Annotated in this window: 15 protein-coding genes and 1 riboswitch; of the genes, 12 read left to right on the forward strand and 3 right to left on the reverse strand. The window is 39.5% G+C overall.

The annotated features are described in order from the left end of the window. Positions 1 to 4 precede the first annotated feature (4 nt). Positions 5 to 619 carry a signal peptidase I gene (gene lepB, locus F9B91_RS06875; protein ID WP_001083986.1) on the reverse strand — a complete coding sequence of 205 codons (615 nt, stop codon included), beginning with the start codon at positions 617 to 619 and terminating at the stop codon, positions 5 to 7. Between the two features lie 3 nt (positions 620 to 622). Next, positions 623 to 1,504: a ribonuclease HIII gene (gene rnhC / locus F9B91_RS06880; protein WP_150922807.1), complete on the reverse strand. Its 882-nt coding sequence runs from the start codon at positions 1,502 to 1,504 to the stop codon at positions 623 to 625. An 86-nt stretch (positions 1,505 to 1,590) separates the two neighbouring features. Between rnhC and zapA the strand changes: the two genes are divergently transcribed. From zapA to F9B91_RS06895, 3 genes are all read left to right on the forward strand, one after another. Continuing rightward, positions 1,591 to 1,893 carry a cell division protein ZapA gene (gene zapA, locus F9B91_RS06885; RefSeq protein ID WP_000002022.1) on the forward strand — a complete coding sequence of 101 codons (303 nt, stop codon included), beginning with the start codon at positions 1,591 to 1,593 and terminating at the stop codon, positions 1,891 to 1,893. Continuing rightward, the gene (locus tag F9B91_RS06890; protein ID WP_049544779.1) at positions 1,890 to 2,438 is read left to right on the forward strand and encodes a CvpA family protein; all 549 of its coding nucleotides are present in this window, start codon (positions 1,890 to 1,892) and stop codon (positions 2,436 to 2,438) included. The genes zapA and F9B91_RS06890 overlap by 4 nt, the downstream gene beginning before the upstream one ends. A 103-nt stretch (positions 2,439 to 2,541) precedes the next feature. Continuing rightward, positions 2,542 to 4,878, forward strand: coding sequence for an endonuclease MutS2 (locus F9B91_RS06895; protein WP_150922808.1), 2,337 nt, complete (start codon positions 2,542 to 2,544; stop codon positions 4,876 to 4,878). Positions 4,879 to 4,927: 49 nt separating this feature from the next. Here the strand turns inward: F9B91_RS06895 and F9B91_RS06900 are convergent, their stop codons facing one another. Further along, positions 4,928 to 5,857: a helix-turn-helix domain-containing protein gene (locus F9B91_RS06900; RefSeq protein ID WP_150922809.1), complete on the reverse strand. Its 930-nt coding sequence runs from the start codon at positions 5,855 to 5,857 to the stop codon at positions 4,928 to 4,930. A 289-nt stretch (positions 5,858 to 6,146) separates the two neighbouring features. Between F9B91_RS06900 and F9B91_RS06905 the strand changes: the two genes are divergently transcribed. The 9 genes from F9B91_RS06905 to F9B91_RS06945 all read left to right on the forward strand — a co-directional run bounded on the left by F9B91_RS06905 (position 6,147) and on the right by F9B91_RS06945 (position 15,640). After that, positions 6,147 to 7,190 carry an SPFH domain-containing protein gene (locus tag F9B91_RS06905; protein ID WP_150922810.1) on the forward strand — a complete coding sequence of 348 codons (1,044 nt, stop codon included), beginning with the start codon at positions 6,147 to 6,149 and terminating at the stop codon, positions 7,188 to 7,190. 9 nt (positions 7,191 to 7,199) lie between these two features. Continuing rightward, a complete protein-coding gene (locus F9B91_RS06910) occupies positions 7,200 to 7,610 on the forward strand; it encodes a hypothetical protein (protein ID WP_150922811.1) in 411 nt (136 codons plus the stop codon). Beyond that, complete coding sequence (locus F9B91_RS06915) at positions 7,610 to 8,638, forward strand: hypothetical protein (RefSeq protein WP_150922812.1); 1,029 nt, start codon at positions 7,610 to 7,612, stop codon at positions 8,636 to 8,638. The genes F9B91_RS06910 and F9B91_RS06915 overlap by 1 nt, the downstream gene beginning before the upstream one ends. Beyond that, positions 8,639 to 9,061 (forward strand): hypothetical protein, encoded by a 423-nt coding sequence (locus F9B91_RS06920; protein ID WP_150922813.1) that lies wholly within the window; start codon positions 8,639 to 8,641, stop codon positions 9,059 to 9,061. It begins immediately after the preceding gene. Positions 9,062 to 9,191: 130 nt separating this feature from the next. Continuing rightward, positions 9,192 to 10,550: an N-acetylmuramoyl-L-alanine amidase family protein gene (locus F9B91_RS06925; RefSeq protein WP_390898004.1), complete on the forward strand. Its 1,359-nt coding sequence runs from the start codon at positions 9,192 to 9,194 to the stop codon at positions 10,548 to 10,550. A gap of 58 nt (positions 10,551 to 10,608) precedes the next feature. After that, positions 10,609 to 11,628 carry an endo-beta-N-acetylglucosaminidase gene (locus tag F9B91_RS06930; RefSeq protein ID WP_191962424.1) on the forward strand — a complete coding sequence of 340 codons (1,020 nt, stop codon included), beginning with the start codon at positions 10,609 to 10,611 and terminating at the stop codon, positions 11,626 to 11,628. A 135-nt stretch (positions 11,629 to 11,763) separates the two neighbouring features. After that, on the forward strand, positions 11,764 to 13,335 hold the full coding sequence (locus F9B91_RS06935; RefSeq protein WP_150922816.1) for a DUF6287 domain-containing protein: 1,572 nt from the start codon (positions 11,764 to 11,766) through the stop codon (positions 13,333 to 13,335). Between the two features lie 122 nt (positions 13,336 to 13,457). Further along, positions 13,458 to 13,546, forward strand: a riboswitch (glycine riboswitch). Between the two features lie 90 nt (positions 13,547 to 13,636). Then, positions 13,637 to 14,959: an alanine/glycine:cation symporter family protein gene (locus F9B91_RS06940; RefSeq protein ID WP_000891462.1), complete on the forward strand. Its 1,323-nt coding sequence runs from the start codon at positions 13,637 to 13,639 to the stop codon at positions 14,957 to 14,959. 132 nt (positions 14,960 to 15,091) lie between these two features. After that, positions 15,092 to 15,640, forward strand: coding sequence for a carboxymuconolactone decarboxylase family protein (locus F9B91_RS06945; RefSeq protein WP_000206768.1), 549 nt, complete (start codon positions 15,092 to 15,094; stop codon positions 15,638 to 15,640). The last annotated feature ends 187 nt before the right edge of the window (positions 15,641 to 15,827 follow it).

The following is a 15,827-nucleotide window of genomic DNA, read 5'->3' on the forward strand; positions in this document are numbered from 1 at the left end:
TTTCTTAAAATGTTCCGATACGGGTGATTGGCCAGAAGCGGAATTTAGCTTCCCCTGTGATATCTTTTGCTTTAAAGGTACCTACGTGGCGGCTGTCGCTCGAAACCAAGCGGTCGTCTCCAAGGAGAAGGTATTCTCCTTCTGGGACAGTAAAGCTAAAGTTGGTGTTGTAGTTGACATCAACTGTAAAGGCTTGGGCCTTTTGAGCGATGCTTCTAAAGAAAGTTCCTTTATTTCCTTCAAAGCCCTTGCCTGAGTATGTGCTTTGGAGTTTATCATCCTTGAAACGTTTGATGTAGTCAGCTAGGTAAGGCTCATCCGTCTCTTTATCATTGATGTAAAGTTTATCGTTTTCGTAACGGATAGTATCGCCAGGCATTCCGATGACACGTTTGACAATGTCCTTATTGCCATCTTCCTCATGGGCCACCACGATATCAAATCGGTCAATAGGAAGGTGTTTTACAACGAAGAGGATTTCACCATCCGCTAGAGTTGGATCCATGGAATGTCCTTCTACACGGACATTGCTCCAAAAAAAGATACGGCTTAAAGCTAATAATGACAGAATCAGGAGGAATAATCCCCACTCTTTTAAGAAATTTTTAAATGAATTCATAACTTACCTTTCTAAGCGTTTTTTCGCTTTTTCAGTATTTTTAAAGTGCAGTTTAGCGCAGAAGTTAAGTCCCTGCATACCATAGGCTTGTAAAATCTGGCTAGCCACCTTATCAGAAGCCGTTCCAGCTCCACTTGGAAGTTGATAGCCCAGCTCTCGTTCCAGATTTTCAAGATTTTCTAGAAAGAGATCACGCGCAATGATAGAAGAAACTGCGACAGCCAAGTATTTGCCCTCAGCCTTTTCTTCTAGTCTGATAGGATTGCTGAAACGATTGGCCTCTTGTGCCAAGTATTTGTCGTAATTTTTAGCGCTGGTAAAGGCATCAATCACAATTTTCTCAGGCTGAACACCTTTTTGAAGGAGGAGATAGATAGCCTGATTATGGAGGGCTACCTTAACCGAAGCAGCGTTGTAGCGGTCTCCGATGACCTCGTTGTACTTGCTTGGTGAGAGAAGCAGTGCCTGGTGCTGGATTTTTTCTTTGAGGATAGGGGCAATCTGACGGATCTTTTGGTCGGTCAGTGTCTTGGAATCCCCCACACCTAGTTTTCGCAAGAAGTCATGCTGGTCAGGTGTGACAAAGGAAGCCACAACTGCAAGTCCACCAAAGTAGGAACCATTTCCAACCTCATCCGTCCCAATCAAAGGGAGATTTTGTCCGCTGGTTTGCCCTACAACTTGATAGCCAAAGAAACGAGCGTATTTCTCAGCTCCTTCACCCTGAAGCAAGACCTTTCCAGAAGTATAGATAGAAACGGTTGCTTGAGGCAGTTTCAAAAAATAGCGAATATAGGGGTTTTTACTGGGAGCCAGACTGGTTTGATAGTGTTCAAGAAAAGCCTGAATCTCCTTTTCGCTTGGTGTGAGTGTTATACTTGCCATAGTTTCTATTGTACCATAAAAGCAGATAAATTTGTAAAAACTGACAAAATTAGCGAATTTTGGTATAATATCGTGAGGTGAATTTTATGGCAAATCTAAATCGATTCAAATTTACATTCGGGAAAAAATCATTAACCTTGACAACCGAGCATGATAACCTTTTTATGGAGGAAATCGCCAAGGTTGCGACAGAAAAATACCAAGCAATTAAAGAACAAATGCCTAGTGCAGATGATGAAACGATTGCTCTTTTGTTGGCAGTCAACTGTTTGTCAACTCAACTCAGCCGTGAGATTGAATTTGACGATAAGGAGCAAGAATTAGAAGAACTCCGTCACAAGCTTGTGACTTGCAAGCAAGAACAGAGCAAGATTGAGGATTCCTTATGATTTCACTCTTTCTTATATTGGTCTTGGCTTGGGGATTTTATATCGGCTATCGGAGAGGCCTGCTCTTACAGGTTTATTACCTGATTTCAGCCATGGCATCAGCTTTTGTGGCTGGCCAGTTTTATAAGGGGCTAGGAGAGCAATTTCATTTGCTGGTCCCTTATGCAAATCCGCAGGAAGGTCAGGGAACTTTCTTTTTCCCATCGGATCAACTCTTTCAGTTGGATAAGGTCTTTTACGCAGGGATCGGCTATTTGCTTGTATTTGGGATTGTCTATAGCATCGGTCGTTTGCTTGGTCTCCTCTTACACTTGATTCCTAGTAAAAAACTGGGTGGTAAGTTGTTCCAAGTTTCAGCAGGTATTTTGTCCATGTTGGTGACCTTATTTGTCTTGCAAATGGCCTTGACTATCTTGGCAACCATTCCCATGGCAGCTATTCAAAATCCTCTTGAAAAAAGTATCGTCGCAAAACACATCATCCAGAGCATACCAGTAACAACTAGTTGGCTCAAACAAATCTGGGTGACAAATTTAATCGGATAAAAAGGGCAGGAGTTTTCCTCGCCCTTTGTTTACAGATTTGACTCGAATCTATCAGAATGTAAAAAGCTACCACACCTAGACATTCAAAGACAAGGAAATAAAGATGAATAAGAAAATATTAGAAACATTAGAGTTCAATAAGGTCAAGGCCTTGTTTGAACCCCATTTGTTGACCGAGCAGGGCTTGGAGCAATTGAGACAGCTGGTTCCTACTGCCAAAGCAGATAAAATCAAACAGGCTTTTGCTGAGATGAAGGAAATGCAGGCTCTTTTCGTCGAGCAACCACATTTTACCATTCTCGCAACCAAGGAAATTTCAGGAGTCTGCAAGCGGTTGGAGATGGGAGCAGACCTCAATATTGAGGAGTTCCTACTCTTGAAGCGCGTGCTTCTTGCTAGCAGAGAACTGCAAAGTTTTTATGCCAATCTGGAAAATGTCAGCTTGGAAGAATTAGCCCTTTGGTTTGAGAAATTACATGATTTTCCACAATTACAAGGAAATCTCCAAGCCTTTAATGATGCAGGTTTCATTGAAAATTTTGCCAGTGAAGAATTGGCGCGCATCCGTCGAAAAATCCATGATAGCGAGAGTCAGGTACGCGATGTTTTACAAGACCTGCTCAAGCAGAAAGCGCAGATGTTGACGGAAGGAATCGTTGCCAGCAGAAATGGCCGTCAGGTTTTACCAGTCAAAAACACCTATCGCAATAAGATTACAGGTGTCGTTCATGATATTTCTGCTAGTGGAAATACTGTCTACATCGAACCCCGTGAAGTAGTCAAACTGAGCGAAGAAATTGCTAGTCTGCGAGCAGATGAGCGCTATGAAATGCTTCGCATTCTCCAAGAAATTTCTGAACGTGTCCGCCCTCATGCGGCTGAAATTGCCAATGATGCTTGGATTATCGGCCATCTGGACTTGATTCGTGCCAAGGTCCGCTTTATCCAAGAAAGGCAAGCAGTTGTTCCTAAGCTATCAGAAAATCAGGAGATTCAACTGCTCCATGTCTGCCATCCATTGGTCAAAAATGCCGTTGCAAATGATGTCCATTTTGGTCAAGATTTAACAGCTATTGTCATTACAGGCCCCAATACAGGTGGGAAGACCATCATGCTCAAAACTCTGGGTTTGACACAGGTTATGGCCCAGTCTGGTTTGCCGATTTTAGCAGACAAGGGAAGTCGTGTTGGTATCTTTGAAGAAATCTTTGCCGATATTGGCGATGAGCAGTCTATTGAGCAGAGTTTGTCTACCTTCTCTAGCCACATGACTAATATTGTGGATATTCTTGGCAAGGTCAACCAACATTCACTCCTACTCTTGGATGAGTTGGGGGCTGGTACCGACCCTCAAGAGGGAGCCGCCCTCGCTATGGCTATTCTGGAGGACCTTCGCCTACGTCAAGTCAAGACCATGGCTACGACCCACTATCCAGAACTTAAGGCCTATGGTATTGAGACAGCCTTTGTGCAAAATGCCAGCATGGAGTTTGATACTGCAACTCTTCGCCCGACCTATCGCTTTATGCAGGGTGTTCCTGGCCGAAGCAATGCCTTCGAAATCGCTAAACGTTTAGGACTATCTGAGGTTATCGTGGGGGATGCCAGCCAGCAGGTCGATCAGGACAATGATGTCAACCGAATCATTGAACAACTGGAAGAGCAGACACTGGAAAGTCGCAAACGCTTGGACAATATCCGTGAGGTGGAGCAAGAAAATCTCAAGATGAACCGTGCTCTCAAAAAACTTTACAACGAGCTCAATCGTGAAAAGGAAACCGAGCTTAATAAGGCGCGTGAACAGGCTGCTGAGATTGTGGACATGGCTCTAAGTGAGAGTGACCAGATTCTCAAAAATCTCCACAGCAAATCTCAACTCAAACCCCATGAAATCATTGAAGCCAAGGCCAAGCTGAAAAAATTGGCTCCTGAAAAAGTAGATTTATCTAAAAATAAGGTCCTTCAAAAGGCCAAGAAAAAACGAGCTCCTAAGGTGGGCGATGATATCGTGGTTCTCAGTTATGGCCAGCGTGGTACCTTGACCAGACAACTCAAGGACGGCCGCTGGGAAGCTCAAGTCGGCTTGATTAAGATGACTTTAGAAGAGAAAGAATTTGACCTTGTTCAAGCCCAGCACGAAAAGCAAGTCAAGAAGAAACAGGTCAATGTCGTGAAACGAACTTCTGGTCGTGGCCCACAAGCCAGACTGGACCTTCGAGGCAAACGCTATGAAGAGGCTATGAATGAGCTAGATGCCTTTATCGACCAAGCCTTGCTTAATAATATGGCTCAAGTTGATATCATCCACGGTATCGGTACAGGAGTCATCCGTGAAGGTGTTACCAAATACCTACAAAGAAACAAACATGTCAAGAGTTTCGGCTATGCCCCACAAAATGCTGGAGGGAGTGGCGCAACTATTGTGACCTTTAAAGGATAAGAAAAGCCTGAGGAAATATGTGGTTCCTCAAGCTTTTTTGATTTCTAGATTATATATCTAAAGGTTGTCCAGTGTGATTGAGTTGTGTGACAGTAACAAAGAAATCCTCTCTCATTCGAGTCAGAAGTTGATTTGGATAGATTTTTTCAAAGTTATCAAGACTGGCAAAGATATGCTTAGCAAGTTCTAGACCTCTGACATCGTCTTGTCTGAGAAAATTATTAGCTCGTTCCATAGAAAGACTAATCATCTCTGTCATCTTGGTACTCAGTAGAGGGAAAGTATTAATCACTTCCAGGGTCTTCAACGCTAGATTTTCAGCTTTATCATAGTAGCCATTAACAGAGTAATGCTTGATAGCAGTTCTTAAGCAGGCAATATAATAGTCAGAAGTACGGATTGAATGGTATTCAGTCTGTTTTTTTAGAGTATCTAATAAGTGGTAGAGCCTATAATCTAAAAATTCGATTGAAAAGTGAGGCAAGATAGATGAAAAGATATTCACCTCAATTTTATTCCAGTCGTCCAATTCACTGAGATAGTTCTTGATATATTCTAGTTCTTGATAATCTTTTGGAGTCAGAAAAGAATCGCCGATGATGTTTGCGATAGCAAATTTATTGACTACACGATTGGCAATCACATAGTGTTCAGCGATTCCAGGATTTTCCAAGGGCTGATTAATCAAGCTAATGATCTTTTTAAATTCACGCTTATAAGCCAAATCAGCAACTTGAGCCTGTAATTTATGAAATTCAGTTGGAAACATCTGCGTTTTAAGACTATCAAAGGTCTCTTTATCAATTCCAATATTAGAAAGAATCTCTTCAAATTTTTGAATGGTTATCCGAGATTTCCCTTGCTCAAACTGACGTAAAAAATGAGGAGTCACTGTAGTTCCAGCAGCTTCCTTCTGTGTAAACCCTCTTTCCTCACGAATAGCCTTATAGACTAATCCATACACACTTTCATCTTGCATCCTAAATCTCCTCAAGTCCTTTTTTCCATTCTATCATAATTCTACCAGTTTTTAAGGGAATTTTTAGAAAAAAGTAATTATAGTTACGCTTTTTCGGGGGGGGGGGGGGGGTAATTGTTCAATAAAGGTAAATATAGATACGCTTTTAGTAAATAAGGTAAATAGCATGCTATACTGTAACCGTAAACAATAAGATTTAAAAGGAGATTACTTATAATTATAATTTGTTAAATGCCTCTACGAAATAATAGAGCGTTACTAAACAAGTTGTTATGAAAAGGAGATAAATATGGCATTAAATATATTTGAAGTTGTTCGGTATGAAGGAGAAGATACTAGGAATGTACTAGCTTGGCGACATCCTAATAAAAATATGAAACCAGGAACAACTTTGATTGTTAATCCTGGTCAACGAGCTGTTTTCTTTTCGAATGGTCGAGCTGTTGAAAGTTATGAGGAAGGTAAACATAAGATTGATGGGAACAATACTCAGTTTCTGACTGGGCTGAAATCCTTTGTTAGTGGGGGTGTATCACCAGATTCTTCCTTCCTTTGGTTTGTTAATATGTACGATTTACAACCAATTGGATGGGGAACTCCGTCACCGATATTGGTTAGAGATCCAGAAAGTCAAATTCCTGTTGAGCTAAAATCGTATGGAAACTTTATTCCAAGAATTGTAGATTTGGAAGCTTTTATCTTAGAGTTTATGCCAAGCCATCCAGATATGATTACAGCTGACGTCTTTCAAAAACGCTTTAGACAAGCTGCTATAGGAATTATCAATTCAGCTGTTTCTCAGGTGGTTTATAACAATAAGATTGCAGTTATTGATATTGAAAAGCACACCTATGATATAGCTCTTGAATTATCAAAAATTTTATCCAATCATTTTTCTAAATATGGGATTAGTGTTGAAGAATTTAACATTGAAGCCTTGAAGGTGAATCAAGATAGTCAAGGTTATAAGGACATCTTTGAATATCATCAAAGAGTTTTAACTTCCAAAGGTAAACGTGCAGGTCGTGACATTGAAGGTTACACTTACCAAGAAGAGCGTAAATTTGATGTTTTAGAAGAAGCAGCACAAAATGAAGGATCTGCTGGGAATCTAATGGGAGCTGGAATGGGGATATCGATGGGACTTGGATTGGGAGCCCAATTTGGTAATTTGATGGGAACTCTGGGAAATGCGCTATCATCAGATAAACAGCCAAATCAGAATCAGTCAGCTTCAAATGAAGAAATCGGTTTAGCTAAGTTTTGTAGTCAGTGTGGGACAGCATTTTTAGAGGGGGCTAAGTTCTGTTCCAATTGTGGTCAGGCAAGATAGGAGAAAAATATGAGTAAAAATATTTGGATTTATGTAGCTGGTTCTGTGACCATCATTACTACAATTATTTTAGGATTGTTAATTCCGCATCTATCTATTTCTTTATACTATGTTGCCTTGGGATTTTTAGTCATTGCAGAGTTTGTTTTTTTCCTACCAATGGTTATCAAGCGTCAATTTACAGATTGGCTACCAATCAATGTAGTTACTGCTATTTGGGTACTTGGGCAAATTTTCATGATGCCTCTAGTACAGATTTTGCCAAGTTTTCTGTTTTGGATTATTGAAGTACTAGCAATCGCTTTGGTGGCTATTATAGCTTCTTTAACAGCAGCGGATAGTCACTATCGTAAAGGACGAGCAGAAGCTTTCTCAGAAAACGTAGAGGATGTTTTTAAACCTAAAAAGGGAGGTTATTGATGTATCAAATATTTAGATTTTTTAGTTTATACTTTATCGGCTTAACGAGTACGATGCTATTTGTTATTCTCACATCTTGGGGATTTAATGGATTCGATACTATAAGGTTTTTACGTTCATCACCACTTATATTTACTTCCTTGTCCTTGGTTTTATCTGCTTTTGTTTATTATAGTTGTGGAGTTTTAGAAAATATCAAAATAAAAGCAAAAGCTTTAGATGATGTATATAATGGAGAAGAATCGTATAAGGATTCCCTTGATGGAATGTATAATTTATACGATAATGAAAATAACATATACTATGAGGGAGAGGTTGAAAGTTTTTTAGAAACTAGCTGGAGAGTATTGGGAGTTTTTATTAAGTGGTTTTTCCTTCAACTGGTATTTTTTGTTTTCAATATGATTTTTACTACAAATATTGGAGCAGAAGCAGATGCGGGAATATTTTTTTCCATTGTAAGTTTCACTAGTATTGGTATATTTATTGGAATTCCTCTCTTTATTTTTCGTTTACTAGAATGGACAGAGGAGAGAGTTTTAACTTATACACCCTTGATGTCTCTACTCATAATCATCTATTCTGTTCCAAATATTATCTATATCATTTTTGCCCTATTATTGTTATGTATCAGACCTCGTGGAAGTTCTATAGCAGAAAATATTGAGGAATGTTTCACCTTTGAAAATTTAAAATATTACGCAACCTTACCTACAGCTATTTTGACAGTCGGTGTTTCAACAACTGCATCATCGAATAAATTATTAAGCTTTATTCTCATTATCGTGACATACCTTGTTTGTTTAGTAACGGTCTTAGTAATGACTTATCAGGAGTCCAAACGAGACGAAGAGATTAAGAAACGGAAGGAAATTAAAAATTTACATCGGATTTTTGAAAGACATAATATCACAGAATATTCTTATGCGGTTATTTGTCCATCTTGCAGTAGCTATAATATTCTTGAATTAGGTAAGGGAAAAGATTGTGGGCATTGTGGAGCATGGCTATCTAGGGAGGAGAATTAAATGAGGCGTCATCGTTTAATCATTACTAAGTTAATTTATCCAATACTATTTGTTATTAATGTCTACTTGGGTGTTCAATTCTATTTATATTTTACATCTTCTCCAGATAAATTTATAAACTATGTCTCTCCTATATATTTGATTGTTTTTTCTGCTTTTGTTTTCTTCTTAGTCATATCTTTCTTTGTTTTGATGAAGACACCTACTATGAAGAAATATGAAAAAAGTTTAAAAACAGTTTTAGAATATGAGAATCGTGATGAAGATGTTATTCAAAGTGAAGGACAAAAGATCAGCAAAGAAACAGATTATCGCTTATCTGCTAAACGAGTCTACTGTCCAACATGTGATGCACCAACAGAAGGTGTGGTTGGTTCTTCACTAACCTGTGAAAATTGCGGGGAAACTTTTGAAGTCTCTTAGTAATTATAAATAGATAAAAAAGTTAGTTTGAAAACCAAGCAAAGGTAAACATAGATACTCTTTTCATAAATATAGCAGAGTCCATCCCTTACTGTAAGTGTAAATAATAAAAATTTAAAGGAGGTTTTTGATAATGAAGTCAAAAACAGTTTTAGTAACCAGCCTAGCGGCTGCAACATTTGGTCTGGTCACTCTTGTAGACACAGCAGGAGTTCTACCTTTTTCAGTACAAACGGTGCAGGCTGACACCCAGACTATTAATCCATCTGCAAAATACTATATTCTTGTTCCGAAGGGTTCAGAAGTATTTAAAAATTGGAGAGGTACTGCTAATCGTCCCATTATTTGGGCTACAAAAACCACTCCAGAATTATCTTATTTCGAAGAATCTGCTCGTAATTATATAGCTAATGAGAATAAGTCTGGTGCCAATTACATAGAGTGGAAGGGGACTGTAGAAGAGTTTAAAGAGGCTGTTAAGAACCTGACTGGTAAGACAACAGCTACTTCAACTCCAAAGACTTCTAACCAATCGACAACAAGTCAAAAAGATGGCTGGTCAGGTTCGTCCTACTACCAAAATGGTACTAAAGTTACTAGTAAGTGGATTTTCGATAAGAACTATAATTCCTATTTCTACCTGGATGCTTTAGGTAATTATGTTCAAAATGCATGGGAGGGTGCTTACTATCTTAAGTCAGGTGGATACATGGCTAAAAGCGAGTGGATCTATGATAAGAACGATGGAGCTTATTATTACTTAACCTCAGATGGCTACTATGCCCGCAACACTTGGGTGGGCAACTATTATCTCAAGTCAAATGGTAAGATGGCTAAAGGTGAGTGGATTTATGATAACAACTACAAATCCTACTATTATTTGACAACAGAAGGTAGCTATGCTCGTAACACTTGGGTGGGTGATTACTACCTCAAGTCAAACGGTAAGATGGCTAAAGGTGAGTGGATTTATGACAGTAACTACAGTTCTTACTATTACTTAACTTCAGAAGGCAGTTATGCTCGTAATACTTGGGTAGGTGATTATTATCTCAAGTCAAATGGAAAGATGGCAGTGAATGAGCGTACACCAGATGGTTATCAAGTTGATGGCTCAGGCAAGTGGATTAGTTCTGAGGGAACTCATACAGCAAGCAGTTCACAAGCAACATCATTAGGAATAAGCCTTTATCATGTCAATGATGCTATGACTTATATCGATATCGCTCTACCTAGCACTCCATCTTCATCTTATAAAGTAGACTATGATTTTGCCTTAGTTGATGCAAATACAGGTTCAGTTTCTACACAAACTCAGTTTACTGTGACCTATAATCCAAGTCTACGTGCCTTTCAAACTCGTCACTTCTTTAGTGCCACTCCAGATGGCAGTTATCGCTTTGTTATCAAAGGAAAAGGACAAGATGGCAAGGTATACGATGGACAATCTGTTGTCTTTCGTGTGAAGAACCATCGTTTTGTCGGATAGATGAGTGATAGTTTTTAAACAAATAAATATTAAAAATAAAATAAAGGAAATGAATAACATGAACAAAAAGAAATTATTAGTATGTGCTTTGGCACTTTCAACAGTCGGAGTATTGTCAACAATTGATACAGCAGGAGTTCTACCTTTTTCAGCGCAGACAGTGCATGCGGAAATTACTAGTACCGAGAATCATGAGGTGAAATCTAAGATTACACCAGGATCAGAAAATGAAAAAATTTATGTTGATATGACAGTTCAAAGTGTACCTGGTAACTCATATGCGTATATACGAGCAGATCTTATAAATAAAAAAACTGGACAAATAACTAAAAAAGAAGCTTTAGGAAGAAGATTTGATGCTGCGTCTGTACCTCGTACTTTACAAGATTCTACAACTTTTTCGAGTGTGCCTGATGGAGAATATTATCTAAAATTTTATAGTGAAGATGAACTAACTCCTAAAACATTGCATATTTTCAGCGGTATATCAGCTACATTCACTGTTAAGGATGAAAAATATGTCAATCCTCTAGACTCTTCAACTCCTAAAGAAACAGAAAAACCAACAGCGACTGAAACTCCAAAACCAACCACTAACTCTAACTCAGCTCAGACTGGTTGGTCAGGTTCTTCTTACTATAAATCTGGTGTTAAAGTAGTTAATCAATGGATTTTTGATGTTCAGTACAATTCATATTTCTACCTAAATGCTTCAGGTAACTTTGTTCAAAATGCTTGGTCAGGTAACTACTATCTTAAATCAGGTGGCTACATGGCTAAGAGCGAGTGGATTTATGATAAAAACTATGGTTCATATTACTACCTAACATCAGAAGGAAGTTATGCCCGTAATACTTGGGTAGGTAGCTATTACCTCAAATCAAATGGTAAAATGGCTAAGAGCGAATGGGTCTATGATAGCAGCTTTAGCTCTTACTATTACCTAACATCAGAAGGAAGCTATGCTCGTAATAAATGGGTAGGTGACTATTATCTCAAATCAGATGGTAAGATGGCAGTCAACGAAAGTACCCCAGATGGCTACCAAGTAGATGGCTCAGGTAAGTGGGTGAAATAGAACGATAGCTTGTTAGAGTTGCCTATAATAAATTGAAACGGGAAATAATTTGTTTATAGGCAATATTTTGATAAAATAAAAATAGCGAAAGGAATTAGCACAGGCTGGTTCCTTTCTCTTAGATAAGGGAGTAATATGAAAAAGTTTTTATTAGCAACAATGCTTTTACTGACACTAGTTCTAGGAGGCTGTCAGTATTTACCTTGGAACAAAAGCGCAGAAACACCATCTGACTCAACATCAGATACATCTGCATCGAGTCCAGAGATAGATTACAGCCAATATAACAAGGTTCTCGATGACTATGAAAAAGTAACTAAAGGTACCTTGCCGACCGGTATGGAGGTCAATCCTCTGGCTAGTCAAGTGAAGTCTTCTCAAGGTTTCTACACAGATGTGGTTTACCACAAGACAGATTTGAATAACGACGGAGTAGATGAACTCTTGCTTGCTCTTGAAATGAAGAGTGGTGAAAAGAGTTTACTTGATATTCGTACTTTGAAAGATGGAAAGGTGATTCGTCTGACCAATCAAGAAAATCGTTTAGACCAGATTGGTGAGAGAATGACAGTCGGTATTTTGCCAGATAATTCTCTACTTTATCGTGGGGCTGGTACAGCAACGAGTCACATTTATGCCCACTATCAATTTAGTGAGGACGGCAAGTTCTTGGTGAAGTCCAAGGAAGCTCAAGAGCTAGCAGATTTGGGGGTCGATTCGCCCATTTCTTTAGAGACCTTAAGCTGGAAGTCAGTTTCAGATAAACTTCCTGGAGGGGCAAGTGCAGATAAGGGTCCGGCAGAGACTAAACCAACCGTTGATTACAGTCCATATAACAGTATTTTGAAGGATTATGAATTTATTTTAGAGCATAAGTCAGAGGTTAAGGATAACATCAATCCAACTGCTAATATCTATGCAGGGATGGCAGAACGCAGTCAAGCCTTTACCTATGCAATGGTTGATATGGACAAAAATGGCATTGATGAATTGATTGTCTCTTCGAAAAATGGTAGTGAGATTTTAGATATTTTTACACTCAAAGATCAGAAAGTCATTCGCCTCACCAATGCTGAAAATAAAATGCAGATGCTTGGAACACGCTTTAAGGCCTATCTCCTAGAAGATGGGAAGCTTTATACCCAGTGGAACCCGTTCGCAGGAGATCCACAAACCATTCATACCATTTGGAAGTTGAATAGTAGTGGGGACAAGCTAGAGAAGGTTAAAGAAGCTAAGACAGAGGATGAAGTCAGTCCAGGTGCTCGAATGAATCTATCTAGTCTGACTTGGAAATCTGTAACAGAAAAATTTGCTGCAACAGCATCTTCAACTAGCAAAACAGCTTCAGGGAAAATGGATATAAACGCCATCAAAAATGGAGATTTTTCTAGTATTGAGGGAAGATGGAGTACAGGAAATGGGGGACAGGATCTAGTTTTTAGTAAAAATGGCTTAATAGAACCAGCAGAATTTTTTGTGGATATCAATGATGCTATTTTTAAAGATGGATATATAATTACAAGTTATAAAGCTCCAACTATTAGGGCGCAACTCGATATGATTCCTGCTGGAGTGGTTATTCCGACAGTTACTGAGCCAAATTTTGTAGAAGATGCATCTGATACTAGTAGAGACCGAATGATTATTCACCAAGCACCTCACGCACATGGGAATGCTCAATCCTTCTTCTACAAAGTCAAATAAGAATTTTTTAAAACACATTGACAAAAGCTAACATTTTTTGTAAAATAAGAATCAATTAAATACCAACACCGAATGAAGTTTAATAGAAGTGGGGAATCGTTTGATTTTCCATGACTGTAAATGGACGGAACTCTGGAGAGACCGTAAAGGCACCGAAGGGGCAAGGCAGGCAACTGCTCAAACTCTCAGGTAAAAGGACAGAGCTAGGATAGACCGCTTTTTGGCATTTATCTAAGCATTCCAGAGTACATGTATCTTGCATGTGCTCTTTCTTTTGGGGTTGAAAAGATAGGAGAAGGAAATGTTAGAATTGCTTAAATCAATTGATGCTTTTGCTTGGGGCCCACCCCTCTTGATTTTATTGGTCGGGACAGGGATTTACCTAACTGCCCGTCTGGGCCTTTTGCAGGTTTTGCGTCTGCCCAAGGCTTTCCAGCTTATTTTTACTAAGGACAAGGGGCATGGCGATGTATCCAGCTTTGCGGCCTTGTGTACAGCACTCGCAGCGACAGTTGGTACGGGAAATATTATCGGGGTGGCGACGGCTATCAAGGTCGGTGGACCAGGAGCCCTCTTTTGGATGTGGATGGCGGCTTTCTTTGGAATGGCAACCAAGTATGCGGAAGGACTCTTGGCGATTAAATACCGTACCAAGGATGATCATGGTGCAGTAGCGGGAGGTCCCATGCACTATATTCTTCTAGGGATGGGAGAAAAGTGGCGTCCCCTTGCTATCTTTTTTGCCCTGGCAGGTGTGCTAGTAGCTTTGTTGGGAATCGGAACCTTCACCCAGGTCAACTCGATTACAGAATCTATCCAAAATACAACAACTATTTCGCCAGCCATCACCGCTCTTGTCTTGTCAGTATTTGTAGCAATTGCAGTCTTTGGAGGACTCAAGTCCATTTCTAAGGTTTCAACTACTGTTGTTCCTTTTATGGCTATTATTTATATTTTGGGAACTCTTACAGTTATTTTCTTTAATATCGGGAAAATACCTGCTACAATCGCTTTAATCTTGACATCCGCTTTTAGTCCAGTTGCTGCGGTAGGTGGATTTGCCGGTGCTAGCATTCGGATGGCTATTCAAAATGGTGTTGCGCGTGGTGTGTTCTCAAACGAATCTGGTCTGGGTTCGGCTCCGATTGCAGCAGCTGCGGCTAAGACAAATGAACCAGTAGAGCAAGGCTTGATTTCCATGACAGGAACCTTTATTGATACCCTCATTATCTGTACCTTGACTGGTTTAACCATCTTGGTAACTGGTGTTTGGAGTGGTGATTTGAATGGGGTTGCCTTGACTCAGTCAGCCTTCTCAACAGTCTTTTCACACTTTGGACCTGCCCTTTTGACCATCTTCCTTGTGCTCTTTGCCTTTACAACGATTCTAGGTTGGAACTATTACGGAGAACGCTGTTTCGAGTTTCTCTTTGGGGTTCGCTTTATCTGGCTCTACCGTGTGGTCTTTGTACTCATGGTCTTGTTGGGAGGATTTATCGAGTTGGATATGGTTTGGATTATCGCAGATATTGTCAATGCCTTGATGGCTCTGCCGAACTTGATTGCCCTCTTAGTTTTATCGCCAGTCGTTATTGCTGAGACTAAAAAGTATTTTAATAAATAATGAAATCACACATCGCGTGTGATTTTTTTGCTTTCATAAAAAATTTCTATCAGTGTAATTTAAAATATATATTATACACGGTATAGAATCTGTGATAGACTAGATTTCAACAACATGAAAAGAGGTTTTATGATGACAACATTTACAATTCATACAGTAGAATCAGCGCCAGCAGAAGTGAAAGAGGTTCTTGAAACAGTAGAAAAAGATAACAATGGCTATATTCCTAACCTAATCGGTCTCTTGGCTAATGCACCTACTGCTTTAGAGGCTTACCGTACTGTCGGAGCTATTAACCGTCGCAATAGCCTGACACCTGTTGAGCGCGAAGTGGTGCAAATCACGGCAGCTGTGACCAATGGTTGTGCCTTCTGTGTCGCAGGTCACACCGCCTTTTCAATCAAACAAATCCAGATGAATGATGACCTTCTGCAAGCCCTTCGCAATCGTACTCCAATTGAAACAGATCCCAAATTGGATACCCTAGCTAAGTTTACCTTGGCGGTAATCAATACCAAGGGTCGTGTAGGTGATGAAGCCTTGGCTGAGTTTTTAGAAGCAGGCTACACCCAACAAAATGCCTTGGATGTGGTTCTTGGTGTCAGCCTAGCAAGCCTATGTAACTATGCCAACAATCTAGCCAATACACCAATTAACCCAGAATTGCAACCTTATGCTTAATCATTATCTGAGTAAAAAATGAAGTCTGAAATAATTGGACTTCGTTTTTTTTATACTCAATGAAAATCAAAGAGCAAACTAGGAAGCTAGCCGCAGGTTGCTCAAAGCACAGCTTTGAGGTTGCAGATAAAGCTGACGTGGTTTGAAGAGATTTTCGATGAGTATTAAGTCCTCATTTAAGCGCTTT

The organism is Streptococcus mitis (genome assembly GCF_008763935.1).
GTDB classification, from domain to species: domain Bacteria; phylum Bacillota; class Bacilli; order Lactobacillales; family Streptococcaceae; genus Streptococcus; species Streptococcus mitis_DB.

Coding starts and splice junctions, on each gene's coding strand:
- F9B91_RS06920 (WP_150922813.1), top strand. CDS start 8,639: ATGAGGCGTCATCGTTTAATCATTACTAAGTTAATTTATCCAATACTA.
- F9B91_RS06915 (WP_150922812.1), top strand. CDS start 7,610: ATGTATCAAATATTTAGATTTTTTAGTTTATACTTTATCGGCTTAACG.
- rnhC (WP_150922807.1), bottom strand. CDS start 1,504: ATGGCAAGTATAACACTCACACCAAGCGAAAAGGAGATTCAGGCTTTT.
- F9B91_RS06935 (WP_150922816.1), top strand. CDS start 11,764: ATGAAAAAGTTTTTATTAGCAACAATGCTTTTACTGACACTAGTTCTA.
- F9B91_RS06945 (WP_000206768.1), top strand. CDS start 15,092: ATGACAACATTTACAATTCATACAGTAGAATCAGCGCCAGCAGAAGTG.
- F9B91_RS06910 (WP_150922811.1), top strand. CDS start 7,200: ATGAGTAAAAATATTTGGATTTATGTAGCTGGTTCTGTGACCATCATT.
- lepB (WP_001083986.1), bottom strand. CDS start 619: ATGAATTCATTTAAAAATTTCTTAAAAGAGTGGGGATTATTCCTCCTG.
- F9B91_RS06900 (WP_150922809.1), bottom strand. CDS start 5,857: ATGCAAGATGAAAGTGTGTATGGATTAGTCTATAAGGCTATTCGTGAG.
- F9B91_RS06890 (WP_049544779.1), top strand. CDS start 1,890: ATGATTTCACTCTTTCTTATATTGGTCTTGGCTTGGGGATTTTATATC.
- F9B91_RS06940 (WP_000891462.1), top strand. CDS start 13,637: ATGTTAGAATTGCTTAAATCAATTGATGCTTTTGCTTGGGGCCCACCC.
- F9B91_RS06905 (WP_150922810.1), top strand. CDS start 6,147: ATGGCATTAAATATATTTGAAGTTGTTCGGTATGAAGGAGAAGATACT.
- zapA (WP_000002022.1), top strand. CDS start 1,591: ATGGCAAATCTAAATCGATTCAAATTTACATTCGGGAAAAAATCATTA.
- F9B91_RS06930 (WP_191962424.1), top strand. CDS start 10,609: ATGAACAAAAAGAAATTATTAGTATGTGCTTTGGCACTTTCAACAGTC.
- F9B91_RS06895 (WP_150922808.1), top strand. CDS start 2,542: ATGAATAAGAAAATATTAGAAACATTAGAGTTCAATAAGGTCAAGGCC.